Below are 20,930 nucleotides of genomic sequence, written 5' to 3' on the forward strand. Positions count from 1 at the left end.
GATGAGCCTGTATCTGCAACCACGCCAGTCCGGCACGGCACCCACCCAGTACGAGCGGAAGCTGGCCGGTGCGATCGAAGAGGTCTTCGGCACCGGTGTGCACCACCTCGAGGGGCTGGTGAAGGGTCTCAACGCCCTCGGCATCCACAGTCCCGGCGGCGACGCCTGGACCACCGACACTTTCACGGACGAGATCCGACGGATGGGGGCCTGACCATGGTGAACCGACTGCACAAGGCGGCACTGACCGGCGACGAGATCTTCGCGACCGGGATGCGCGACCAGTGGCACGCGGTGTGCCCGTCCGACTTCGTGGCACGCGGCGACATGAAGAAGGTGCGCCGCCTCGGCGAGGACTGGCTGCTGTTCCGTCAGTCCGACGGCACCCTCCGCATGCTCGCCGACCGGTGCCCACACCGCGGCGCCCCGCTGTCTCAGGGGCAGCACCTCGGCGATCGCGTCGCCTGCCAGTACCACGGCGTGCAGGTGGACGGCGGCGGCACCGTCGTGTCCGTCCCGGGCATGCCCGGCTGCAACCTCGAGGGCAAGCGGCTCGTCACCAGCCTCCCCGTGCAGGAGGTCGCGGGGGCCGTCCTTGCCTGGTTCGGCACCGACCCGGACGCCGAACCCGCGCCGCTCGAACTGCCCGAGCGCCTCACCGACGACGGCATCTCGCACTTCCTCTGCTACGCGGAGTGGAAGGCGCCCTGGCGGTTCACGCTGGAGAACCTGCTCGACCCGATGCACGGGGCATTCCTGCACCGCGAATCGCACTCGATGTTCGGCGGCGAGACGTCCGCGAAGTTCCGGATCCGGGAAACCGATCGCGGGTTCTTCTTCGAGAAGACCGACCAGCGTGGTGTGAACTTCGACTGGGTCGAATTCTGCCGGACCGGCATCGACTGGGTGGACCTCGAGATCCCGTACCCGCCGACCGCGGGTCCGGGCGGGTCTTTCGGCATCGTCGGGATGGGAACGCCGATCGACGCCGAGACCACCGCCGTGTTCTTTTGGCGCTACCGGCGCGTCGAGGGCTGGGAGCGCGACGTCTGGCGGTTCCTGTACCGGACCAAGCTCGAGGAGCGGCATTGGGTGGTGCTCGAGCAGGACCGCACCATGCTCGAGGCGATGGCATTCGACGCGGACCAGGCCGAGAACCTGTACCAGCACGACCTCGGTGTCATCCGGCTCCGCCGTCTGTACCGGGCGCAGGCCGAGGCTCAGGCGAAGGCGCTTCAGGGGGCGTAGCGTCGCGCGGGTTGACTTGAATGAAATGTCAACTAAGAATGTGTGACGGCCGACACGTCGGGCGCCGGCCGGGGTACGAGGAGGCGCGTGCGGTGCTTACGAACGGTGACGATCGGGGTCGGCTCGCGCTGGTGGAGGCGGCGGGGCGGTGCTTCGCAGAGCTGGGATACGAGCGCACCACCGAGGCGGTCATCGCCGCCGCAGCCGGAGTGTCGCAGGACGAATTCACCGCCCGGTTCGCCTCCCGGGACGACGCCTTCCGGGCCGTCGCCGCCGACGTGTTCGACACGTTCGTCGAGGCGCAACGCATCCCCGTCCCGCCGGACGCCGACCCGCGCAGCATCCTGCGCGCGGCCACGGCGGCGTTCATCGAGACCGTCTACAGCAGTGGTCGCCTGTTCACGATGATCGAGGACCGCGCCGCCGTCGACCCCGTGATCGGGGAACAGCTCGAGGCGGCACACAACCGGATCCTCGGCCGGTACATCCGATTCATCGAACGGCTCAACCAGGCCGGGATCGCGACGCCGTGCGCCGAACCCGCCCAACTCGCCCGCAAACTGTCCGAGGCGCAGTGGACGGGTGCGGCACGCCTGATCGGTGCATCGCAGGACGAGCAGCGACGTTTCATCGTGGAGATGACGGCGGCATCCGAACGGTTCATCGGATTCGGTGAGGTCGCCGATCTGACCTCCCGCGCGGCCAGCTGATTTTCCCGCTCAGGCGGTGGGGGCCTGGTTCTCGACGATCGAGTGCTCGAGCTTGCGGAGCAGTTCGGCCAACGCCGCCTGATCGTCCTTCGACATACCGCTGAGGATCTGCGACTCGTTGGCGAAGTGGGCTTCCGCGACCTTCTCGATCACCCGCAGGCCCTCGTCGGTGAGTTGCGCGTGCACGATGCGGCGGTCCTCGGCGTCGCGCTCGCGCTGCACGAGTCCCGCCTTCTCGAGGCGGTCGACGCGCAGCGTGACACCGCCCGTGGTGACGAGCGCGGATTCCGCCAGCTGTCCGGACGTCATCCGGTACGGCGGACCCGAACGTCGGAGGGCGGCCAGGACGTCGAACGACGCCATGTTGATGCCGTGTTCCTCGAACACTGCGGCGAGGGACGACTGATAGCGCAGATACGAACGGTGCAGGCGGCCAAGCACTTTCAGCGGACTCACATCCAGGTCGGGCCACTGGTGGGCCCACTGGTCGACGATGTCGTCGACGGCATCGCGATCTGGAACGGGGCGTTGCGTCACCGGGCGCACCTCCTGAATCCTCGAGGGTCTCATCTGTTTAGTACCAAGGTATCGAACGAGCATAAGTGACGGCGACGCGCCGCGGGTCCCCGTCCATTTCTCGGAACGGGGACCCGCGGCGCTGCCGGACAGGTGCGCTGTCAGCGTCCCCCGACCGCCGCGACGGCGTCGATCTCCGCGATGGCGCCGTAGGGGAGGCTGCTGACCTCGAGGAACGTGCGCGCGGGGCGCGGTTCGTCGAAGATGCGCTCGAACTGGCGGTTCGCCTCCTCGCGCAACGACAGGTCGGTGACGTAGTAGGTGAGCTTGACGACGTCCTTCAGCTGTCCGCCGACGGTGGCGAGGCGATCGACCATGCGGTCGACGGCGGCGTCGAGCGCCTCGGTGCGGCCGGGGACGGCGGTGCCCTCGGCATCGACGGACAGTGCGCCGGAGACGAACGCGAGTCCGCCCGCGACCACGGCCGGGCTGTAGGGGTGGTGGGCGGTGACTTCGGTGAGGGACATGGAGGCTCGCTTTCTCGGTGGGCTTCTCCGGTGATTATATCTTAGCGCTAAACTAATTGACAGTGTGGTGCGAATGAAGCTCCGCCCGACGGGTACTCGACGCACATGTCACGCGCCACGAAGCCCTCGGCCGCACCGTTCGTGCCGGACACCGTCGACCTCGACGCGTTGTCCCACGCGGCGGACGGGTGCCACGGCTGCGATCTGTACCGCGACGCCGAGCACACCGTCTTCGGCGCGGGCAGGCGATCCGCGCGGATGATGCTCGTCGGTGAACAGCCAGGCGATCAAGAAGACCGCGCCGGTGAACCGTTCGTCGGCCCGGCGGGAAAGCTTCTGAACAAGGCGCTCGACGCGGCGGGCATCGACCGGAACCTCACGTACGTCACCAACGCCGTCAAACACTTCAAGTTCGTCCCCGCCGAACGCGGCAAGCGCCGAATCCACAAGAAGCCGAACCGTACCGAGATCGTCGCGTGCCGGCCGTGGCTGATCGCCGAACTGGCGGCGGTGCAACCCGACGTCCTCGTGTGCCTCGGGGCCACCGCCGCGCAGGCGTTGCTCGGCCCGTCGTTCCGGCTCACCGAACACCGCGGAGAGTTACTGCACCTCGACGGCGAGGTGGACGTCGACGTGGATCCGGACGTCTTCGCGACGATCCACCCGTCCGCCGTGCTCCGCGGACCGTCGGAGGATCGGGACGACGCGTTCGACGGCCTCGTCGCCGACCTGAAAACGGCCGCTGCCGCACTCTGACGATCAACCCGCCGAATGTGTGGCGCGGCGGACCGTCGAGGACGAGATTGAACCCATGACGAATTCGAACGCGAACCAAACCATGAAGGCAGTGTCCTACTCGTCCTACGGTGGTCCCGAAGTGCTCGAGACCCACGACGTGCCGGTGCCCGAGCCCACCGGCAACCAGGTGCGCCTCGTGATCCGGGCGGCCGGCGTGAACCCGATCGACTGGAAGCTGCGGTCGGGGTCGATGGCCGAGGTGATGTCGGTGCAGTTCCCGAAGATCCCGGGCAGCGAAGTGGCCGGCGTGGTCGACGCGGTCGGTCCGGAGGCGACCGGTGTGGTGGTGGGCGACGAGGTGTTCGGCTGGTCCGACACCGGCGGCTACGCCGAATACGCGCTCGCCTCGATCGTCGTGCCGAAGCCGAAAGGGTTGAGCTGGACGGACGCCGCCAGCATTCCGGTCGCCGGCGAGGCCGCGACGCGTGGACTGCGGCTCCTGAAGCCGAAGTCCGGGGAGACGCTACTGGTGAACGGCGCGTCGGGTGCGGTGGGAACCATTGCGGCGCAACTGGCGCTGGATTCGGGTGTCACCGTGATCGGTACCGCGAGCGAGAAACACCACGACGCGCTGCGGGAGCTGGGCGTGACCCCCACGACATACGGTGAGGGGCTGGCGGACCGGGTCCGCGAACTCGCGCCGAACGGTGTCGACGCCGTCCTCGACGTCGGCTTCGGCGGACTCGAGGCGGCGATGGACCTGCGCGGGGGCACCGACCGGATCGTGACGCTGTCGGACGGTGCCGCGTTCGGGCTGGGAATCACCTTCTCGTCCGGCAACGCCGGCGACCGGAGCGCGGAGACCCTGCGCCGGCTGGGCGCCCTCGCCGCGGACGGGAAGCTGGCCCTCCCGCCGGCCCGCACCTTCCCCCTGACCGACGCGGCCGACGCTCAGCGCGCCGGCGAGAAGGGCGGCAGCCGCGGGAAGATCCTCTTGCGCTGACGCGCCCGTGAGTACTTATTAACCGCCGGACGTTAATAAGTACTCACGGGTCAGGCGGTGGTGGCGAGGGCGGCGGCGAGACCGAACGGAACGGCCATCACCACCACCTCCACGATCGCGCGCCGCAGGGACCCTTCGGCGCTGATCCGGTGTGCGGCGGCCTGCCCGACCCACGTTCGCCGCCACCACCAGCCGAGCCCGAGGAGCGCCGCCAACGCCACCGCCTTCGCGAGCACGATGCGGCCGTAACCGGTGTCGAACAGTGGCGTCACCCCACCCAGCCGGACCGCGGCGTCGACGATCCCGGTCGCGGTCAGCAGCCACACGCACCGCCACGCGACGACGGAATACCGCGGCAGCCACGACGACCAGTCCCCGCGCGACCGGAGCATCAGGCCGAGGGCGGCGAGGAGCCCGAACCACACGGCGGCGGCCAGTGCGTGGACGACGTCGAGGACCGAGCCGAGAACCTGTTGCGACATGTGTCCGGTGATCGGCCGGGCCACCAGGGCGAGGGCCGCGAGCACCAGAACGGGAACGGGGAGCCGGGCGTCGGTGCGGCGGAACGCGACGGCCGACCACGCGGTGGCCGCGGCCGTGCACACGAGAACGGCGAGGTCGACGCGTCCCGCGCTGATCTCGGTCACGTACGCGCCGAACCGTCCGACCGACAGCTCGGACAACCCCAGGGCGTCGGCCTCCGCCGCCGTCATCGACAGCAGCACCGCCTCGGCGAGCATCCACGCACCGGCGACCGCGGTCGACAACCGCCACAGCCGTTGGTCCCGCACGAGGGGACGGCTGTCCGCGCGACTCCACCAGCCCAGCGCGGCGAGTCCGAGCACCGCCGAACCGAGCACCAGGCACAGCGCCCGGACGGCGCTCGACGGGGACGGGTCTTCCGGTTGCGCCAACGCCCAACCGCACGCGACCCCGACGAGCGATGTGGGTACGGTGAACAGCAGCCAGGACTGTCGCGCCGTACCCACCGTGCTCAGTTCTCGCCGCGAGGCTTGCGGAGCGCGAACCACAGCCCGCCGCCGAACACGAGCACACCGGCAACGATGAACGGCCACAGCGGAACTCCGCCGCTGCCGGATTCGCCCGAGCTGTCGGCCGCGGCGCCGGGCGTGCCCGACCCCTCCTGGGTGAGGGTGAACGTGCGGGTTCCGCTCACCGGATGCCCGTCGGCGGACGTGACGCGAAACGCGACGGTGTACACACCGGCCGGTCCCAGCTCGCCGAGTTCGGCACTGACCGTGGGTCCCTCGACGGCCGGGTCACCCTTGGTCCACAGGTTGCCGTCGGGTCCCACCACGGTGAGGGACGCGAACGATTCCTGCAGCGCCTCGTTGAACGTGACGCTCACCCGTTCCGGGCCGGCCGCGACCTCCGCGCCGTTCTCGGGGGTGGAGCTGATCACGACGGAATGGGCGACCGCGGTGCCTGCCCCGAGCATGCTCGCGAGCATGGTCAGCAGTCCGACCGCGATCACCTTCACCGACGTGAAGGTGGTGCGTCTTCTCATGAGCGACGGCTCCGGACCATGGCGCCGAGACCGAGGGCCGCGCCGAGTGCGCCCAGGATCAGGCCGATGCCGCCCAGCCAGCGGGCGGTGTCGTCGGTGCCGGACGCCGTCGTCTCGGTCTCCTCGGACGTCGTGGCGCCGCCCGCGTCGTGGCTGTGGTCTTCACCGCTCGCCGCGGCCAGCGTGAGCGTGGGTGCCGGCTTGTCGGGCTCCGCACCGTCGGCGCCGACAGCCTGATCCCAGTTGACGACCTCGCCGTCGCTGTACGTCTGGGCGGCCGCGAACGACACCTCGTCCTGCTCCGGCAGCGGTCCGGCGGACAGCTCGAACTGCTGGAACTGGCCGGGCGCGACACCGACACCGGGGTCGGCGATCCACGTCACGGACTTCGCGAGCTTCGACGTCGGGTCCTTCTCGACGACGGACGTCCAACCCGGCAGCGGGGTGGTGCGGGCCGATTTCAGGTCGGGGAGCGTGACGGTCAGCTTGGTGGTGGACGCCGTCTCGGATTCGGTGGGAACGCGGAAGGTCAGGACGGAGTAGCCGCCCTGTTCGGCGCCGGGGGCGACGACGGTGACGTGGGCGGCGGCGACACCGGCCGCGAGCAGCATGGCGCCGCCGGCCGCACCGGCCGTGAAAAGGGCACGGGAAAAGAGGGAATTCATCGAAGGTCCTTTTGAGGGTCTGAAGCGAGAAGAGGTGAGAGTCAGACCGTGACCGGGGGTCCGCGACGCGAAATGCTCGCGCGCAGCAGGGCGTCCACGGGATTCGCGGGACGCGCGGGGACGTGCGCCGTAGGCGCCGCCGAGACGGGCTGCGGTTCGCCGCGGAGTACCACCCGCCAGACGTGGACGAGGGGGCCGTACAGACGCTCGGCGTTCGCGATCAGCAGCGCGCAGATCACGGTGGCGGCCGCGTGCGCGGCCAGCATCGGCACGGCCGGGACCACCGAGTGCACGTGCGAGGTGAGTGTGAGAGCGAAGTGTCCGGCCACCTGGCCGACACCGAGGGCGCCCACGAGCGTGAGCGGGCCGTGGACGCGTGCGGGCAGTTGCGCGGTGACCGCGCCGACCCCGCTGCACGTGACGAACAGCAGGGTCAGCGCCGCGGATTCGGGAAGGCCGCCCCCGCCGATGCCGTGCGCGGCGACCGCGAGAGCGGCCACGAGCGCACCGACCGCCGAGCCCCGAAGGGTGGCGGTCGCGGCGGGGCGGGCGGGGGACATTGCGGTGGGTCGGGCGGTTCAGCGCACGCCGAGGCGGGCGAGGAGATCGGCTTCGACTCCGTCGAGTTCGGACGAGATGGCGTGATGGGCGGCCTTGCGGCGGGCCTGCGGCATCTGCTCGGCCGCGCGGACCGCGGTGTTGAGGTCGCCGAGGCGGTCGCGGATGGCGGCTGCGAACTGCTGCGTCTCTGCGTCGTCCGGCTTCTGCCCGAGGATCTCCGTGGTGGAGCTTTCGGCGCCGGCGATGCGGGCGCTGAGCTTGGCGCCGTGCCCGGTGAAGTTCGCGAGCTGATCGATGTCGACGCCCAGGCGGTCGGCGCGGCGGGCATCGATCTGCCCGCGCACGACCGTTGCGGCGCGGTAGGCGATCGGCAGCAGCACCGGCGTCAGCAGGCGTGCGACGCCGAGGTACTTGCGGACGGCGGCGACCGTGAAACCCTTCTGGGCGGCGGCCTTCTCCTCGGCCTTCAACGCAGCGATCTGAGCCTTCTCGACCTTCTTCAGCGACTTCAGTTCGGCAGCCTCGAGCTTGCGGCCGGCACTGGCGGCCTGCTTGTCGCGCTTCCGTTCGTTCTTCGCGCTCAGCTTCGCCTCCACTCCAGCCTTGTGCTTGAGTGCCTTGGCTTCCGCCTTGCGGGTGGCTCGGGACTTACGTTTCTTCAACAACCCCATCGAAAAGACCCCTTTTCCTGGTGTTTCAGCGCAGCCCACGCTACCAACTGCATCCGGTGCTTCGGGATCAGCCTAGGGGAGCACATAATCTTCGTCATCGTGTGTTCCCATATCGGTCAGCAATCAGAACCCGACGCCTCTCCCGGAAAGGCGTCGGGGACGGTGATCGATGCCAGCGCACTGACGCGGTGCCGCCACCGGGTGCACCTCGACGCGGCGTTCCCCGAACAACTCGCGGCCGCGCCCGAGGACCCGGGCGTCCGCCAGCGTCAGGACGCCGCCGCCGCCAAGCGCGAAGACGTCCGGCGGATCCTCACCGAGCATGCACCGCAACGGTGGGTGCAGATCGACACCGAGCAGAGTCTGCGCCGGCGAGCCGAGGACACGGTGGCCGCGTGCGAGGCAGGCGCGGACCGCATCTGGGGAGCCGTGCTCCCGCTCGACCGGGACGCAGGCCGGAGGGCGCGCTGCGAGATCCTCATCCGTGACGAGGACCACGGCGGGTACATCCCCGTGATCGTCGTCAATCACAAGGTCACCGATCCCGGCCGCGGCGCGATGACGTCGGACATGTTCGACTGGCAACCGCGGGAGGACCCCACGCGGAAGCCGCGCGGTCAGGTCCGCGACCAGATGCGCGTCGCGCAGGTGTACCGGATGCTCGAACGGCACGGGCTCGCGAGTCCGGCGCTGGTGGCGGGCGCGATCGGCTACGGCTCCGACGTCATCTTCGTGCACGACCTCACCACGATCCTCGACGACTACGACGAACGATTCGCCGACCGGCTCGCCGTCGCCCGCGGGGAATCGGCGACCGTGCCGTCCAGGATCGGCGAATGCCGTTCCTGCCCGTGGTGGCCCGGGTGCGAGGAGCAGCTGACCCAGACACACGACGTCAGCCTGGTGGCCACCGGTTCGCGCGCCGACATGCTGCGCGACGCGGGCTGCCACACCATCGACGACCTCGCGGCGTGGGATCGCGAGCCGCTCGAGGACTGGCCGCACGGCGCGTTCGAGGACGCCGTCGTCACCGCCAAGGCGTGGCTCGCCGGAGCGCCGCTGGTGCGACGGTTCCCCGAGATCCGGGTGACGCGCGCGGACGTCGAGGTCGACATCGACATGGAGAGCTACCAGGAACACGGCGCCTACCTGTGGGGCACGCTGCTCAACATGGACGGGGTGTCGGCGTACCGGCCGTTCGTCAGCTGGGACCCGGTGCCGACGCAGGACGAGGCGCGGTCGTTCGCCGAATTCTGGACGTGGCTGATGGCCGAGCGGGAAGCGGCGGCGCTGAGCGGCAGAACCTTCGCCGCGTACTGCTATTCGCGGTCCGCGGAGGACAAGTGGTTGCTGGACTCCGCCCGCCGGTTCGCCGGGGCACCCGGCATCCCCACCGAGGCCGAGATCCGGGAATTCATCGACAGCCCACAATGGGTCGACATCTACCAGGCGATCAGCGACCAGTTCATCTGCCCGGGCGGCAAGGGACTCAAGAAGATCGCCCCGGTCGCCGGATTCCGGTGGCGCGACGCCGACGCCAGCGGTGAAGCGTCGATGAGCTGGTACCGCGAAGCCGTCGGCTACGACGGCGAACCCGACCTCACCCAGCGCGAACGACTGCTGCAATACAACGAGGACGACGTCATCGCGACGAAAGTACTGCGCGAATGGATGTCGGATCGGGCCGAGAAGGAGATCCCGCTCGCGTCCGACCTCTAGGCTGCAAGGCAGGGCCCGATTCGGTAGGGGTGGTCAGGTGGAGGTGCCGAAGACATCCACGACGCTGCGGTTCGCTCTGCTCCTCACCGCCGCGGGCGGCTTCCTCGACGCCTACACCTACATCAGTCGCGGCGGCGTCTTCGCGAACGCCCAGACCGGCAACGTCATCCTCATGGCCATCGACCTGTCGGAGCGACACTTCCACGCCGCACGGGCCCACCTGTGGCCGATCCTCGCGTTCATCGTCGGTGTCGCGTTCGCGCATCTGCTCAAGGGCGAACTCGCCCACAGCGTCTTCGACCACCCGATCCGGATCGCCATGGTCGCGCAGATCGTCGTCCTCGTCGCGGTCGCATTCGTTCCCGCAAACGTGCCCAACGCACTGGTCACCGTTCCGATCGCGTTCGTCGCGGCGATGCAGTTCGGACTGTTCCGCACCATCGGGTCGCTGTCGTACATCGCCGTCGCCACCACAGGCAACCTCATGCGTTTCACCGAGTCGGCGTACGCCGGATTCATCGAGAAGGTCCCCGAATCGCGTCAGCACACCCGCGTCTACGCCGCCATCGTGAGCAGCTTCGCCGGTGGGGCCGTCCTCGGGGCGTTCGCCACCCGCTACTTCGGCGGATCCGCCGCCTGGATCCCCGCCGCCCTCCTCACCGTCGCCCTCATCCTGTTCTACGTCGACGACGTGCGGCGCCGCCGCCCGTGAGTGGTTGACGAGTCCAGGGACTCCCTTCGCACGCACGGGCGGCGAAGCCGCCTACTCCGAATTCGCGGGCCCGATCCACTCCGGATACTGCACGGCGACAGGCATCGTCGGCGGCTCGAACCCAGCGGGCGGAACGAGGTTGCCCGCCGCGTTCGGGGCGAAAGCCGGGAACCGCTGCTGCCACCAGTCCGTGCAACCCTGCGCAATGACATCACCATCCATCCGACGCAGGTAGCGAAGCTTCGTGATCTTCCAGCCCTCGAACACATTCCACGTCGGCACCCGATGCGCCCGAGAGTCCTGCTGGGCGGGGTCGGTATCCGGAACACCAGCCTGGCCCGGGTCATCGGCAGTGCGCGCGAGTTCGACACGGAACGCCATGTTGAGCGGATCGAGCGAGATATTCGCACCGTTCTCCGGGAATACGTGGTAATTGCACACCGTGGCGGTCACTGAAGCCCCGGTGGACTCAAAGGCAGTGATGTGGGCGAAGCTTGTTCCAGGAGCCTGCGTATCGTTCTGGACTCCGAGTGAGGTCATGAAGTACTCGATATCGGAATCACCGTGATGGGCCTCGCCGCCGACCGCTCTGGTGAAACCTGGGTACGAATTGTCCGCACCCACGAATGCCGTGTAATCGCCCGCCTCGTAGCTTGCTCGTACCAATTCGGCACCTCGGCCAAACAGATCGACCCCCTGATCGGCTGACCAGACGTTGGAATACAGCACTTCTCGGTCTTGCGACGCGGGTTCCGGTGTCAGTTCATTGCTCGTGTGCGTCCCGCAGCCTGATGCAAGCATCAGCGTCGCTGCCGCAGCGCACATGACCCGCGCTCCGTGCTCAGCCGTCATTGCGGACCACGTCGTCGTAGCCGTTGCGGATGCGCTCGGCGTTGCCGTCAACGGGGTCACCGAGATGGTTGAACATGTCTTGGTACCCATCTTTCGACCGCACATCCAAGTTCGGATTCGACCGCGCGTCATCCCAGGACAAGAGATTTCCGGATTCGTCGAACGCCCACGAGTAGTCCTCTCGGAAGCTCGCGGGAAGTTCCGGTGTCGCTTGGAGAATGTTGTAGTAGTCGCGGTAGAAGTCCGGAGCTTCCAGAGCGACGGACGGTGCCGGCCCTGGCGCCTTGCCGATGACGGCGTCCTGCAGCGGGTCGCCGCCCGCGTCGATCATGGTGTTGATGAATTCCCCGCCGGGATGGCGGTCCAGTCCTACGGAGCCGATGCTGGTGAGAGCGCCGTATGCCGCAGCTTTGCGGTCGTAGATGGCTTGCGCCTGCTCGGCCTTGTCGCTGTAGGTGTCCTCGGTCGAGAGGAGCAGTCCCCCTGTCCATGAGGCCGTGGATTCGGCCGGCGGTGGAGAGGTCGCCACCCGCCAGGGGTGCCGCGGGGTCGGTGTTCATCACGGCGAATACGTTGGACGAGCCGCCGAAGTGGTTGTTGTCGGCGGTGTCTGCCCAGGTGCCGATGTCGAAGCCGGGGTTCTCTGATCTGCCGGCGCCCGCGAGGTCGCTGATGTACGGGCTCATGCTGTGGGACATGGTCCGAAGAAGGTCCGGGTTGACCTCTCCGACGGATTGCCCGTCGGTGCCGGGTATCCCTCGGAGCGTGTCCCAGTCGGTGCTCATGCTCTCGGCGACGGCCGACATGATCTGCCCGCTGCGGGTTGCGGTTTCGACGTCGGCCGGGTTGTTCGGGTCCTCGACAGTGGCCTCTGCGTCGTCGAACCGGAACGTCGAGGCTGCCGCTTGCCCGTTGTCGGACCAGTTGTGAGTGAGGACGTCGCGAACCAAATTCTGGCCGGTGTCGGGCTGGGTGACCGCGTTCTGGACGGCGATCTTGTCGTCGCCGACGGCGGTGAAGATGCCTTCGGTGATCGCCGTGTTGTCAGTTCCCCGGCCGTCGACCGTGAAGTACTCGAATTTGTGGTTCGGGTTCTGTTCGTGCGCGACCTGGGCGTCGAGGTACTGGCGACCGACTTCCAGGAGGTGCTGATCGAGGCTGCTGCCGTTCTTGTACTGCGGATCGCCTGCCTGGACGATGTCGGCGATGGCCTGGTTGTCGGCGACTCCGTTCAGTTCGACGCTGGATGCACCGGTGGGTCCGACCATCTTGAAATCTCGGGTTCGACACGATCTGGAGCGAGTTCGCCAGGGCACGCGCAGAGTCCGGGGGCAGCTTGTCCATGATCTGCTGGATCTCCTGTGGACTCTTCCGTCCAGTGACCGGCTGACCTGGTTCAGATACTCCATCTGCGACGCGGGGATTGTCGCGGTGTTGCCGGAGTTCATGGCGTCGAGTTGTTCGGGGGTCAGTTCGCCGGCTTCGGTCAGTCGCCGGATCTGCTCGGGATTCAATCCGGCGGGGTCGGAGACGAGTTGTGTCCCGTCGGACACACCCTGTTCGGAGCCGAGCGCGGCGGCGGAGGTGAGCGTTTCCCGCAGCCCCTCGCGAGCGGAAGCGAATGCATCCCGGACGGTTGCGTCGGCAGTTTCCGTCGCCGACGCGGCGTCGGCGATGTCGCGTTGCCACCCCGTCATTTCGTTCACGCGATCGTTGTCGGGATCGGGGTCCCGGGGTCGGTGACAGTCAGGTCGTCGGCTACGCGGAAGCCCGCAGACTCGGCGGCCACGATCGCCATCCGCGCACGCTGCAGGGGTGCGTCGACGTCGTGGAAACCCTGCTTCGCACGGTTGGCCAGTGCTTCCAGTTGATCCACGACGACAAGCGCCGTCTTCTTGTCGGCGTTCGCCCTGTTCTGGGCGGCTTCGGCGGTCTTACCCTCCCAGTAGGCGTCGTTGACCCTGGTCACGCCGTCGACGTATCGGGTGAAGAGATCTTCGACCTTGCTGCCGAGGGTGATCCACGCATCACCGATCTCGGTCAGAGTCGCGGGGTTCCAGGATTCGATCTGGGTGCGCGTGAGGCTCATGCTTCACCGCTCCACTCGCCGGTGGCGTTCGTGTACGCGACGACGAACCGGTCGGCTGACGATAGCTGATCTGGACGAGCTCGAACGGCTGGGGGGAACCTTGCACGGGCTGGCCGACGAGGCGGGAAATCGAGCGCAGCCTAGCGTCCCGTGCGTGCCCCGCGAGTCGCTGGACTCCTCAACCGCGCACGGGCGGCGAAGCCGCAACCCCCAGGGAGAAGGCGCCGACGATCTTCGGTGTGGATTTCTCGTAGAAGCGATCGAGGTCTCGGATTTCGAAACCGGCGTTCGTCACAAGGGTGGGAATGTCGCGGGTGAGGTGGCAACCACCGGCCACGGTTTTCTGGATGGGCTCGAGCCGGTGCTGCCACCGCTGGACGTTCTCGTCCGGGGCGAGACCGTGCTCGACGAAATGCAGTGTGCCGCCCGGTTTCAGGACGCGTCGGATCTCGTGCAGTGCGGCGTCGGCGTCGGGGATGGTGCACATCGTCCAGGTGGACAGTGCGGTGTCGAAACTGTTGTCCGGGAAGGGGAGCGATTGGCCGTCCAGGCCGGACCGCTCGACCGGTGTCGTCGACGCCGCCAGCCGCTTGCGCGCCAGCTTCCAGCCGAGGTCGGCGGGGTCGACGGCGCTCACCGAGTCGACGGCGGCCGGGTAGAACGGGACGTTGAGACCCGACCCGAATCCGATCTCCACCACGCGCCCGTGCAGACCGGCGCAGACGCGTCGCCGCGACGGCTCGGTGAACTTCACCCCGCAGCTGACGTTGACGAGCCGGGGAACGACCTGGTCCGAGTAGAAACCCATTTCAGCCCTCCTAGGGCGCTTCGCGCCCCGTGCGCCTTTGTGGTAGCTGGAGCAACCAGAAAGGCGCACGGGCGGCGGAGCCGCCTACCGCGGCGCCATGCGCAGAGCGCCGTCCATACGAATGGTCTCACCGTTGAGGTAGTCGTGTTCGACGATCATCTGAGCGAGCTGGGCGTACTCGGCGGGCTGCCCGAGACGGGAGGGGAACGGGACGCCGGCTTCGAGGCCCTTGCGGTATTCGTCGGTGACGCCGGCGAGCATCGGGGTGTCGATGATGCCGGGGGCGATGGTGTTGACGCGGATGCCGAACTGCGCGAGGTCGCGGGCGGCGGGAACGGTCATGCCGTGCACGCCGCCCTTGGATGCGGAGTAGGCGATCTGGCCGATCTGGCCCTCGAACGCGGCGACGGACGCGGTGTTGATGATGACGCCGCGCTGCCCGGACTCGTCGACGGTGTCGGTCTTGGCGATGGCGTCCGCGGCGAGGCGCATCACATTGAACGTGCCGAGTAGGTTGACCGTGATGACGGTGCGGAACAGTTCGAGGTCGTGCGGGCCCTTCTTCGACAGGATGCGGCCGGCCCAGCCGACGCCTGCGCAGTTGACGACGATGCGCAGCGGCAGACCCGACTCGACGATCTTCTCGATCGCGGCCTGGACCTCGTCGCCGCTGGTGACGTCGGTGGCGAGGAGGGTCACGCCGTCGGGGACGTTGTCGCCGGCGCGCTCGATGGACTGCTGCAGGTCGAGTCCGAACACGGTGGCTCCGGCGGCGGCGAGACGCTTGGCGGTGGCGGCGCCGAGGCCCGAGGCCGCTCCGGTGACCAGTGCGGCGGTTCCCTGAATTTCCACAGTTCGCATCCTTACTTTCCCGGCGACCTCCGTTGGCCGACCCTGGTGACCTGCACCATAACGCCCGCTCGGTGTGACGGCAGAGGCGAGGGAAACGTCACGGGCGGGGGAGCGGGTAGTTTGTCTTCTCGCGCGGATCAGGGGACGCGCAGGACCGTAGGGGGACGGATGAGCGAGGACCGGCTCGAAGTGGACCGCGACGCGTTGGTGCGGTGCATCGCCGCGTGCGAGGTGTTGGCGGCCGACATGCAGGACCTGCGCGAGCGAGCGCATCGTGAACTCGCGCCCGAGAGCTTCGGTCTCGGCGAAACCCATCTGCGGTCGGCGGCGGAACTGGCTGCGCGGTTCCGGGCGACGGCGATCGGCGGCCCGGGTGTCGCAATCGAGAACTCGGCGGCGGGGACGTTCGCGGCGCACGAACGCTACGCCCTGGACCTGAAGGCGAATTTCGAAGCGGCGCTCGCGCGGTACGACGAGCAGGACGCGGCGACGGCACACCGTCTCGGGCAATTCTGACTGCTCGAGTTCAGTGAATCTTCGCCTGCCAGTCCGGCGGAACGCGATCCGCGGGTCCGGGAACGGCCTGGTCGAGCGGATGGTGTTGCGGCGGAGCAAGTTCCGGGCCTTCGAATGCGATTTCGGTGGCATAGTTCCAGAACCAGAGCTCACCGGGCTCGAAGCTCCGCACCACGGGGTGCCCGGTCTGGGCGGCGTGCTTGGTGGCGTGCTGCGCCGGTGAGGAGTCACAGCACCCGATGTGCCCGCACTGCGCGCAGCGCCGCAGATGCACCCACCACCCGCCGGCGCTGTCGCAGTCCACGCACCCGTCTCCGCTCGGCGGCACGCTCGGGTCGATTCCGTCCAGCTCACCCATCTGAGACTCCTTCTGCTGATACGACTTCGGGTTCGATCGGAATGCGCACCTGGAACCGGGTGTCGCCCGGTTCGGATTCCACGCGCAGGTCGCCGCGGTGCTTCTTCACGACGATGCGCCAGGAGATGTCGAGGCCGAGCCCCGTTCCCTCGCCGACGGGTTTCGTGGTGAAGAACGGTTCGAAGATGCGCGACCGGATCTCTTCGGGCACTCCGGGTCCGGTGTCGCCGATCTCGATGAGGGCCATGTCGCCGTCGCGCCGGGTGCGGACGGTGAGGGTGCCGTGGCCGTCCATCGCGGCGACGGCGTTGTCGATGAGGTTGGTCCACACCTGGTTGAGTTCCGCGGCGTAGGCGGGGATCTGCGGCAGCGTGGGGTCGTACTCCTTCACCACCGTGACGGAGTCGCCGATCTTGCGGCCGAGCATCACCAGCGAGCTGTCGAGGAGTTCCCGCAGGTCGACGCGCTGGTACGGGGCGCGGTCCATCTGCGAGTACTGCTTGGCGGCGTTCACGAGCGTGGAGACCCGGGCGGTGGAGTCGGCGATCTCGTTCATCAGCAGTTCGGTCTCGAGGGTGTAGTTGAGCCAGCGGATCGCGCTCTCGACCATCGTCTCGTCGTCGACGGAGGCCGCGATCCGCTCGAGCCACGGCACGTCGAGACCGGCCTGCACGAACGTAGGCGCCAGGTCCCAGCCGCCCGAGACGCCGTGGTCGTCGAACCAGTCGCCGAGTTCGTCCTCGCGGTCGGAGGCCTCGAGCGGAGTGAGCGTCGGCGCCTTCGCCACCAGTTCGGCGGCCTCCTCCTGCAGTCGGATCAACGTGGCGAGCGCCTGCCGGTCGTACACGCCCGACGCGATGACACCCAGTTTCTGCCGCATGTGCGACACCCGGTCGCGCAGCGACGCCGTCGCCCGGACCGCGGCGGCCGCCGGGTTGTTGAGTTCGTGGGTGAGACCCGCGGACAGCGAACCCAGCGCGAGGAGACGCTCCCTCTGGTCGACGACCTGTTTGGCGTTCTGGTTACCGAAGAACAGCCCTTCCAGGAGGTGCACGGCCATCGGAAACCACTCGCGCATCAGCTCCCCGAACCGGTCGGCGTCGAGGACGAAGAACTTCGACGGGGCGGTGATCCGCATCGACGCGGTGTACGTCTGGGGGGCACGGTCACCGAGGTACGACTGCCAGGCACCGGCGTACACGCCGCGCTGGGACGTCCGGTTGAACTCGATCTCCTCGCCGCCGGACAGCTTGCTCAGTACGATCTCGCCCTCGATCAGCACGTAGAAGCACGTCGCGATCTCACCCTCCGCGTATACCGGTCCGGGCTCGATCAGCTCGACGTGCCCGTTCTCGCAGAGCTGGTCGAGTTGGTGATCGGTGAGGTGCTCGAAGAGGAACAGCGTCCTCAGCTCGGGCGGTTTGCACGGGATGTGGGTCATGGGTCTGCCCCCGATCACGGTTGGCCGATGTAGCGGTGGACGAGCATCACGGCCATGGCGCCTTCCCCGACCGCCGACGCCACCCGCTTCGCCGACTCGGACCGCACGTCGCCGGCCGCGAAGATCCCCGGGACGCTCGTCTCGAGGTGGTGGGGGAGACGGTCGAGGGGCCAGCCGCTCGGTGGCTTCCCGTCGACGACCAGGTCGGGGCCGGACAGGACGAACCCGTTCTCGTCCCGCGCGACGACGCCGTCGAGCCATTCGGTGCGCGGTGCGGCGCCGATGAACAGGAACAGGAACCCGGCGTCGACGTTGTCCTCGTGCCCGGTCGCGTTGTTGCGCAGCCGGACCTTCTCGAGATGGCCCTCGCCCTCGACGCCGATCACCTCGGTGCACGGCCGCACGTGGATGCGCGGGTTCCGTTCGATCTGCTGGACGAGGTAGTAAGACATCGAATCCTCGAGCGACTGCGCCCGCACCACGATGGTCACCGAGCGGGCGCCCCGCGACAGGTACACCGCCGCCTGCCCGGCGGAGTTGGCCCCGCCGACGATGTACACGTCCTGGTCGGTGCAGCGGGCGGCCTCGGTGACGGCGGAGCCGTAGTAGACGCCGCGCCCGGTGAGGTCGTCGACCCCGGGCGCCGGATGACGCCGGTAGGAGACACCGGTCGCCAGGATGACGGTGTGCGCGTCGATGGTGTCGCCGTCCGCGAACCGGACGGTGCGTGCCGACCCGTTGACCTCGAGCGCCACGACGTCGCGGGTGGTGATCAGTTCCGCCCCGAACCGGGTTGCCTGCCTGCGGGCCCGCTCGGCCAGCTGGGCGCCGGACACGCCGTCGGGGAATCCGAGATAGTTCTCGATCCGTGAGCTCTGACCCGCCTGCCCACCGGTCGCCGTCCGCTCGATCAGGGCGGTGCGCAATCCCTCCGAGGCGCCGTACACGGCGGCGCCGAGACCGGCCGGTCCGCCGCCGACGACCACGAGGTCGTAGAAGTTCTCCGACGGGTCGGTCCGGAGACCGAGACGCCTGCCGAGTTCGGTGTCGGACGGCTCCACGAGGCATTCGCCGTCGGCGCAGATCACCACCGGCAGGCGGCGGCCGTCCTCCCCGGCGGCGCTGAGCAACCGGCCGCCCTCCGGCTCGTCCGACATGTACCAGCGGTACGACAACTGGTTGCGGGCCAGGAACTCGCGCACTTCCGACGACCGCGGCGCCCAGCGGTGGCCCACGACCTTCGTCTCCTCGGCGGGGTGGTGATCGGACGACGCCCACGCTTCGAGCAGCGTGTCGACCACCGGGTACAGCTTCTCCTCGGGCGGATCCCACGGTTTGAGCAGGTAGTGGTCGAGGTCGATGACGTTGATCGCCTCGATGGCCGCATCCGTGTCGGCGTACGCGGTGAGCAGCACGCGGCGCGCCGACGGGTACAGATCCATGGCCTTCTCGAGGAACTCGATTCCGCTCATCGCCGGCATGCGGTAGTCGGCGAGGATCGCGGCGACGGGATCTCCCCGCAGCTTCATCTGCTTCATCGCATCGAGCGCCGACTCGCCGGATTCGGCGCGGATGATGCGGTACCGCTCGCCGTATCGGCGCCGAAGGTCGCGGGCGACGGCGCGGGAGACCCCCGGATCGTCGTCGACGGTGAGGATCGCCGGCTTGCCGCTCGCTACGGGATTGTTCACGCACGCCCTCTCGTCCGCACAGAACTGCGAGGTACTCCTGGGCTCCGAGTATTGCCCCGGGGCGCGCCTTTGTCGACCGGGATTCAGTCCTGGTGCTGCATCGGTGCGCTCTCCGCGGGGACGCTGCGCCGACGCGACCAGACGGCGCGGACCGCGGCCCCGGCCAATGCCACCACGACGACCGCGGCGCCGGCGATCGGGCCCGCGGGGTTGCCGGGCAGCAGACCCTCGAGCAGCAACCAGATGCCGAACGCGAAGAACAGCACAGCCGCGCCGATGCGGATGACACTCTCGGGCAGGTGCTTGCCGAGTACGGCGCCGACGACGATGGCCAGGGCGTCGGCCGCCACCATGCCGACCGTCGAGCCGATCCACACGCCGATCGTGTCGTGGTCGGTGGCGAGGGTGATGGTGGCCAGCATCGTCTTGTCGCCGAGTTCGGCGAGGAAGAACGCGGACGTGACGGCCAGGAACGCGGAGCGGGTGGCACGGCCCGCCTTGAGCTGTTCGTCTTCGGTGAGGTTGTCGCCGCGCAGCGTCCACGCGCCGAAGATCAGGAACGCGGCGCCGCCGACGATGCTGATCGCCGCGGTCGGCAGCGCGACGCCGAGGTAGTGGCCGACGGCCACGGACACCAGGTGGACCACGGTGGTCGCGACGGTGATGCCGGCGATCACGACCCACCAGCGGTACCGCAGGGCGAACGTCATCGCCATCAGCTGGGATTTGTCTCCCAGTTCGGCGACGAAGATCACGCCGAAACTCAGCAGTGCGGCGGTCAGCACGACAAATCCTCCTCCAGTAGTGGGTCGGAGGATGGGATGGATTCCTCCGGCCTGGCAGACGCGACGATGCGTCTGTCGGCCGAAGGTCTCGCCCACCGGTATCGAAACCGGTCCGCCAGGCCGGGCCCGGAACCTCACGATGCGAGATTGCCGCGCCAGTATGTCGACACAGGCGATTGGGGGCTACTCCCCTTCGTCGACGCCCACGTTAGCGAGGGTTCAACGAAAAGGCAAAAGCGACAAGAAGTTTGGGGTCCCAGGGGCTCAAACTTCGGGTACCCTCACGAGGCCAGCAGCATGGCCAAAACGGCGGTGTCGGGGTCGCTGATCGGGTCGATGCCCACCCGGCTGACCATCGACGTCACCGTCCCGTCCGCCTCGGCCTCCACCCACGCCGCCCGGTGTTCCAGCCCCAGGTGGGGCAGGCCCGGCAGCAGGACGCAGCCCGAGGCCGCACCCGCGCACTCGGGGAGCGACGGCGTGGTCTCGGACGGCGGGTGCAGCATCATCAGCGCCGGCGGCAGATGATCGGCGAACCGGCCCGGAGCGAGCGCGAACTCCCCGAGGACGGTGCCCTCGGCGACCACGAGACCGACCGTCTCGGGTTCGGGTTCCTCCGGCAGGTCCTCGTGCGCGCCGAAGACCGTGGTGGTGTGGAGCAGCCCCGGAACGCACGCCACCCGCACGGCGAGCGCCAAGAGCTGAGCCCACTCCTTGGTGGTGTCGGGCCAGCGGCCGGAAATGACGAATCCCCGCAAAGTACCCGCGGCCTGGAAGGGCGAGATGCCGATGTAGCCGTCCCTGTTCATCTCTGCCTCCTCGGTGTGATGACACGCTGCGAACACGACTGGTTCTGCACACCTCGTTGGGTACTTGAAGAATGCGCCCGACAGTGCCTGGCACACAAGAGCATGTGAGTGCTAACCGGCCCGGGTGAACG

Annotated in this window: 26 protein-coding genes; 9 read left to right on the forward strand and 17 right to left on the reverse strand. The window is 68.4% G+C overall.

Annotated features, from left to right (window positions below; translation table 11 throughout):
- Window position 1 precedes the first annotated feature (1 nt).
- Genes FND50_RS02180 through FND50_RS02190 form a run of 3 tightly spaced genes read left to right on the forward strand, consistent with a single transcriptional unit; the run spans window position 2 to window position 1,958 of the window.
- Window positions 2–214, forward strand: coding sequence for a recombinase-like helix-turn-helix domain-containing protein (locus FND50_RS02180; RefSeq protein ID WP_144284610.1), 213 nt, complete (start codon window positions 2–4; stop codon window positions 212–214).
- Between the two features lie 2 nt (window positions 215–216).
- Entirely contained in the window at window positions 217–1,248 is a 1,032-nt protein-coding gene (locus FND50_RS02185; protein ID WP_144284611.1) for an aromatic ring-hydroxylating dioxygenase subunit alpha, read from the forward strand.
- 20 nt (window positions 1,249–1,268) lie between these two features.
- The gene (locus tag FND50_RS02190; protein ID WP_144284612.1) at window positions 1,269–1,958 is read left to right on the forward strand and encodes a TetR/AcrR family transcriptional regulator; all 690 of its coding nucleotides are present in this window, start codon (window positions 1,269–1,271) and stop codon (window positions 1,956–1,958) included.
- Window positions 1,959–1,967: 9 nt separating this feature from the next.
- On the opposite strand, the gene FND50_RS02195 is transcribed toward FND50_RS02190, so the two are convergent.
- Both FND50_RS02195 and FND50_RS02200 read right to left on the reverse strand, forming a co-directional pair.
- On the reverse strand, window positions 1,968–2,528 hold the full coding sequence (locus tag FND50_RS02195) for a MarR family winged helix-turn-helix transcriptional regulator (protein WP_005248915.1): 561 nt from the start codon (window positions 2,526–2,528) through the stop codon (window positions 1,968–1,970).
- Window positions 2,529–2,635: 107 nt separating this feature from the next.
- Window positions 2,636–3,001 (reverse strand): RidA family protein, encoded by a 366-nt coding sequence (locus FND50_RS02200; protein WP_005248914.1) that lies wholly within the window; start codon window positions 2,999–3,001, stop codon window positions 2,636–2,638.
- A gap of 105 nt (window positions 3,002–3,106) precedes the next feature.
- Between FND50_RS02200 and FND50_RS02205 the strand changes: the two genes are divergently transcribed.
- Both FND50_RS02205 and FND50_RS02210 read left to right on the forward strand, forming a co-directional pair.
- Window positions 3,107–3,757, forward strand: coding sequence for a UdgX family uracil-DNA binding protein (locus tag FND50_RS02205; protein WP_144284613.1), 651 nt, complete (start codon window positions 3,107–3,109; stop codon window positions 3,755–3,757).
- Window positions 3,758–3,812: 55 nt separating this feature from the next.
- Entirely contained in the window at window positions 3,813–4,742 is a 930-nt protein-coding gene (locus tag FND50_RS02210; protein ID WP_144284614.1) for an NADP-dependent oxidoreductase, read from the forward strand.
- A gap of 50 nt (window positions 4,743–4,792) precedes the next feature.
- Here FND50_RS02210 and FND50_RS02215 read toward each other — a convergent pair whose 3' ends face one another.
- Genes FND50_RS02215 through FND50_RS02235 form a run of 5 tightly spaced genes read right to left on the reverse strand, consistent with a single transcriptional unit; the run spans window position 4,793 to window position 8,167 of the window.
- Window positions 4,793–5,731 (reverse strand): CopD family protein, encoded by a 939-nt coding sequence (locus FND50_RS02215; protein ID WP_144284615.1) that lies wholly within the window; start codon window positions 5,729–5,731, stop codon window positions 4,793–4,795.
- A gap of 5 nt (window positions 5,732–5,736) precedes the next feature.
- Complete coding sequence (locus FND50_RS02220; RefSeq protein ID WP_144284616.1) at window positions 5,737–6,270, reverse strand: copper resistance CopC family protein; 534 nt, start codon at window positions 6,268–6,270, stop codon at window positions 5,737–5,739.
- Window positions 6,267–6,935, reverse strand: a complete 669-nt coding sequence (locus tag FND50_RS02225; protein WP_144284617.1) for a YcnI family protein — start codon at window positions 6,933–6,935, stop codon at window positions 6,267–6,269. Before FND50_RS02225 ends, FND50_RS02220 begins: the two co-directional genes overlap by 4 nt.
- 41 nt (window positions 6,936–6,976) lie before the next feature.
- On the reverse strand, window positions 6,977–7,495 hold the full coding sequence (locus FND50_RS02230; protein WP_144284618.1) for a hypothetical protein: 519 nt from the start codon (window positions 7,493–7,495) through the stop codon (window positions 6,977–6,979).
- Between the two features lie 18 nt (window positions 7,496–7,513).
- Entirely contained in the window at window positions 7,514–8,167 is a 654-nt protein-coding gene (locus FND50_RS02235) for a DUF6474 family protein (protein WP_144284619.1), read from the reverse strand.
- A gap of 162 nt (window positions 8,168–8,329) precedes the next feature.
- On the opposite strand from FND50_RS02235, the gene FND50_RS02240 reads away from it, so the two are divergent.
- Together FND50_RS02240 and FND50_RS02245 are read left to right on the forward strand one after the other, a co-directional pair.
- On the forward strand, window positions 8,330–9,886 hold the full coding sequence (locus tag FND50_RS02240; protein ID WP_144284620.1) for a TM0106 family RecB-like putative nuclease: 1,557 nt from the start codon (window positions 8,330–8,332) through the stop codon (window positions 9,884–9,886).
- 37 nt (window positions 9,887–9,923) lie between these two features.
- The gene (locus FND50_RS02245) at window positions 9,924–10,598 is read left to right on the forward strand and encodes a YoaK family protein (protein WP_144284621.1); all 675 of its coding nucleotides are present in this window, start codon (window positions 9,924–9,926) and stop codon (window positions 10,596–10,598) included.
- A gap of 51 nt (window positions 10,599–10,649) precedes the next feature.
- Here the strand turns inward: FND50_RS02245 and FND50_RS02250 are convergent, their stop codons facing one another.
- Both FND50_RS02250 and FND50_RS36615 read right to left on the reverse strand, forming a co-directional pair.
- Complete coding sequence (locus tag FND50_RS02250; protein ID WP_144284622.1) at window positions 10,650–11,450, reverse strand: hypothetical protein; 801 nt, start codon at window positions 11,448–11,450, stop codon at window positions 10,650–10,652.
- Complete coding sequence (locus FND50_RS36615) at window positions 11,440–11,979, reverse strand: hypothetical protein (RefSeq protein ID WP_260850880.1); 540 nt, start codon at window positions 11,977–11,979, stop codon at window positions 11,440–11,442. Before FND50_RS36615 ends, FND50_RS02250 begins: the two co-directional genes overlap by 11 nt.
- A gap of 397 nt (window positions 11,980–12,376) precedes the next feature.
- On the opposite strand from FND50_RS36615, the gene FND50_RS36620 reads away from it, so the two are divergent.
- Window positions 12,377–12,796: a hypothetical protein gene (locus tag FND50_RS36620; RefSeq protein WP_260850881.1), complete on the forward strand. Its 420-nt coding sequence runs from the start codon at window positions 12,377–12,379 to the stop codon at window positions 12,794–12,796.
- A 356-nt stretch (window positions 12,797–13,152) separates the two neighbouring features.
- Here FND50_RS36620 and FND50_RS36625 read toward each other — a convergent pair whose 3' ends face one another.
- The 3 genes from FND50_RS36625 to FND50_RS02265 form a co-directional block, all read right to left on the reverse strand.
- Window positions 13,153–13,539, reverse strand: coding sequence for a hypothetical protein (locus FND50_RS36625; protein WP_260850882.1), 387 nt, complete (start codon window positions 13,537–13,539; stop codon window positions 13,153–13,155).
- Window positions 13,540–13,717: 178 nt separating this feature from the next.
- The gene (locus tag FND50_RS02260) at window positions 13,718–14,347 is read right to left on the reverse strand and encodes a class I SAM-dependent methyltransferase (RefSeq protein WP_144284623.1); all 630 of its coding nucleotides are present in this window, start codon (window positions 14,345–14,347) and stop codon (window positions 13,718–13,720) included.
- An 84-nt stretch (window positions 14,348–14,431) separates the two neighbouring features.
- Window positions 14,432–15,199 carry an SDR family NAD(P)-dependent oxidoreductase gene (locus FND50_RS02265; protein ID WP_065488603.1) on the reverse strand — a complete coding sequence of 256 codons (768 nt, stop codon included), beginning with the start codon at window positions 15,197–15,199 and terminating at the stop codon, window positions 14,432–14,434.
- Between the two features lie 168 nt (window positions 15,200–15,367).
- On the opposite strand from FND50_RS02265, the gene FND50_RS02270 reads away from it, so the two are divergent.
- Window positions 15,368–15,715, forward strand: a complete 348-nt coding sequence (locus FND50_RS02270; protein ID WP_144284624.1) for a hypothetical protein — start codon at window positions 15,368–15,370, stop codon at window positions 15,713–15,715.
- 10 nt (window positions 15,716–15,725) lie between these two features.
- On the opposite strand, the gene FND50_RS02275 is transcribed toward FND50_RS02270, so the two are convergent.
- The 5 genes from FND50_RS02275 to FND50_RS02295 form a co-directional block, all read right to left on the reverse strand.
- The gene (locus tag FND50_RS02275; RefSeq protein ID WP_144284625.1) at window positions 15,726–16,073 is read right to left on the reverse strand and encodes a UBP-type zinc finger domain-containing protein; all 348 of its coding nucleotides are present in this window, start codon (window positions 16,071–16,073) and stop codon (window positions 15,726–15,728) included.
- Window positions 16,066–17,514, reverse strand: a complete 1,449-nt coding sequence (locus tag FND50_RS02280) for an ATP-binding protein (protein WP_144284626.1) — start codon at window positions 17,512–17,514, stop codon at window positions 16,066–16,068. The genes FND50_RS02275 and FND50_RS02280 overlap by 8 nt, the downstream gene beginning before the upstream one ends.
- Before the next feature lie 14 nt (window positions 17,515–17,528).
- Window positions 17,529–19,205 (reverse strand): FAD-dependent oxidoreductase, encoded by a 1,677-nt coding sequence (locus FND50_RS02285; RefSeq protein WP_144284627.1) that lies wholly within the window; start codon window positions 19,203–19,205, stop codon window positions 17,529–17,531.
- A gap of 83 nt (window positions 19,206–19,288) precedes the next feature.
- Entirely contained in the window at window positions 19,289–19,990 is a 702-nt protein-coding gene (locus FND50_RS02290; RefSeq protein ID WP_144284628.1) for a TMEM165/GDT1 family protein, read from the reverse strand.
- A 281-nt stretch (window positions 19,991–20,271) separates the two neighbouring features.
- The gene (locus FND50_RS02295) at window positions 20,272–20,799 is read right to left on the reverse strand and encodes a peptidase (protein WP_087561244.1); all 528 of its coding nucleotides are present in this window, start codon (window positions 20,797–20,799) and stop codon (window positions 20,272–20,274) included.
- Between the last annotated feature and the right edge of the window lie 131 nt (window positions 20,800–20,930).

This window comes from Rhodococcus sp. WB9 (genome assembly GCF_007558985.1).
Lineage (GTDB): Bacteria > Actinomycetota > Actinomycetes > Mycobacteriales > Mycobacteriaceae > Rhodococcus_F > Rhodococcus_F opacus.

Excerpts from the sequence above, each read along its gene's own strand:
- FND50_RS02180 (WP_144284610.1), top strand. The coding sequence starts at position 2 with ATGAGCCTGTATCTGCAACCACGCCAGTCCGGCACGGCACCCACCCAG.
- FND50_RS02185 (WP_144284611.1), top strand. The coding sequence starts at position 217 with ATGGTGAACCGACTGCACAAGGCGGCACTGACCGGCGACGAGATCTTC.
- FND50_RS02190 (WP_144284612.1), top strand. The coding sequence starts at position 1,269 with ATGAAATGTCAACTAAGAATGTGTGACGGCCGACACGTCGGGCGCCGG.
- FND50_RS02195 (WP_005248915.1), bottom strand. The coding sequence starts at position 2,528 with ATGAGACCCTCGAGGATTCAGGAGGTGCGCCCGGTGACGCAACGCCCC.
- FND50_RS02200 (WP_005248914.1), bottom strand. The coding sequence starts at position 3,001 with ATGTCCCTCACCGAAGTCACCGCCCACCACCCCTACAGCCCGGCCGTG.
- FND50_RS02205 (WP_144284613.1), top strand. The coding sequence starts at position 3,107 with ATGTCACGCGCCACGAAGCCCTCGGCCGCACCGTTCGTGCCGGACACC.
- FND50_RS02210 (WP_144284614.1), top strand. The coding sequence starts at position 3,813 with ATGACGAATTCGAACGCGAACCAAACCATGAAGGCAGTGTCCTACTCG.
- FND50_RS02220 (WP_144284616.1), bottom strand. The coding sequence starts at position 6,270 with ATGAGAAGACGCACCACCTTCACGTCGGTGAAGGTGATCGCGGTCGGA.
- FND50_RS02225 (WP_144284617.1), bottom strand. The coding sequence starts at position 6,935 with ATGAATTCCCTCTTTTCCCGTGCCCTTTTCACGGCCGGTGCGGCCGGC.
- FND50_RS02230 (WP_144284618.1), bottom strand. The coding sequence starts at position 7,495 with ATGTCCCCCGCCCGCCCCGCCGCGACCGCCACCCTTCGGGGCTCGGCG.
- FND50_RS02235 (WP_144284619.1), bottom strand. The coding sequence starts at position 8,167 with ATGGGGTTGTTGAAGAAACGTAAGTCCCGAGCCACCCGCAAGGCGGAA.
- FND50_RS02250 (WP_144284622.1), bottom strand. The coding sequence starts at position 11,450 with ATGACGGCTGAGCACGGAGCGCGGGTCATGTGCGCTGCGGCAGCGACG.
- FND50_RS36625 (WP_260850882.1), bottom strand. The coding sequence starts at position 13,539 with ATGAGCCTCACGCGCACCCAGATCGAATCCTGGAACCCCGCGACTCTG.
- FND50_RS02260 (WP_144284623.1), bottom strand. The coding sequence starts at position 14,347 with ATGGGTTTCTACTCGGACCAGGTCGTTCCCCGGCTCGTCAACGTCAGC.
- FND50_RS02270 (WP_144284624.1), top strand. The coding sequence starts at position 15,368 with ATGAGCGAGGACCGGCTCGAAGTGGACCGCGACGCGTTGGTGCGGTGC.
- FND50_RS02275 (WP_144284625.1), bottom strand. The coding sequence starts at position 16,073 with ATGGGTGAGCTGGACGGAATCGACCCGAGCGTGCCGCCGAGCGGAGAC.
- FND50_RS02280 (WP_144284626.1), bottom strand. The coding sequence starts at position 17,514 with ATGACCCACATCCCGTGCAAACCGCCCGAGCTGAGGACGCTGTTCCTC.
- FND50_RS02295 (WP_087561244.1), bottom strand. The coding sequence starts at position 20,799 with ATGAACAGGGACGGCTACATCGGCATCTCGCCCTTCCAGGCCGCGGGT.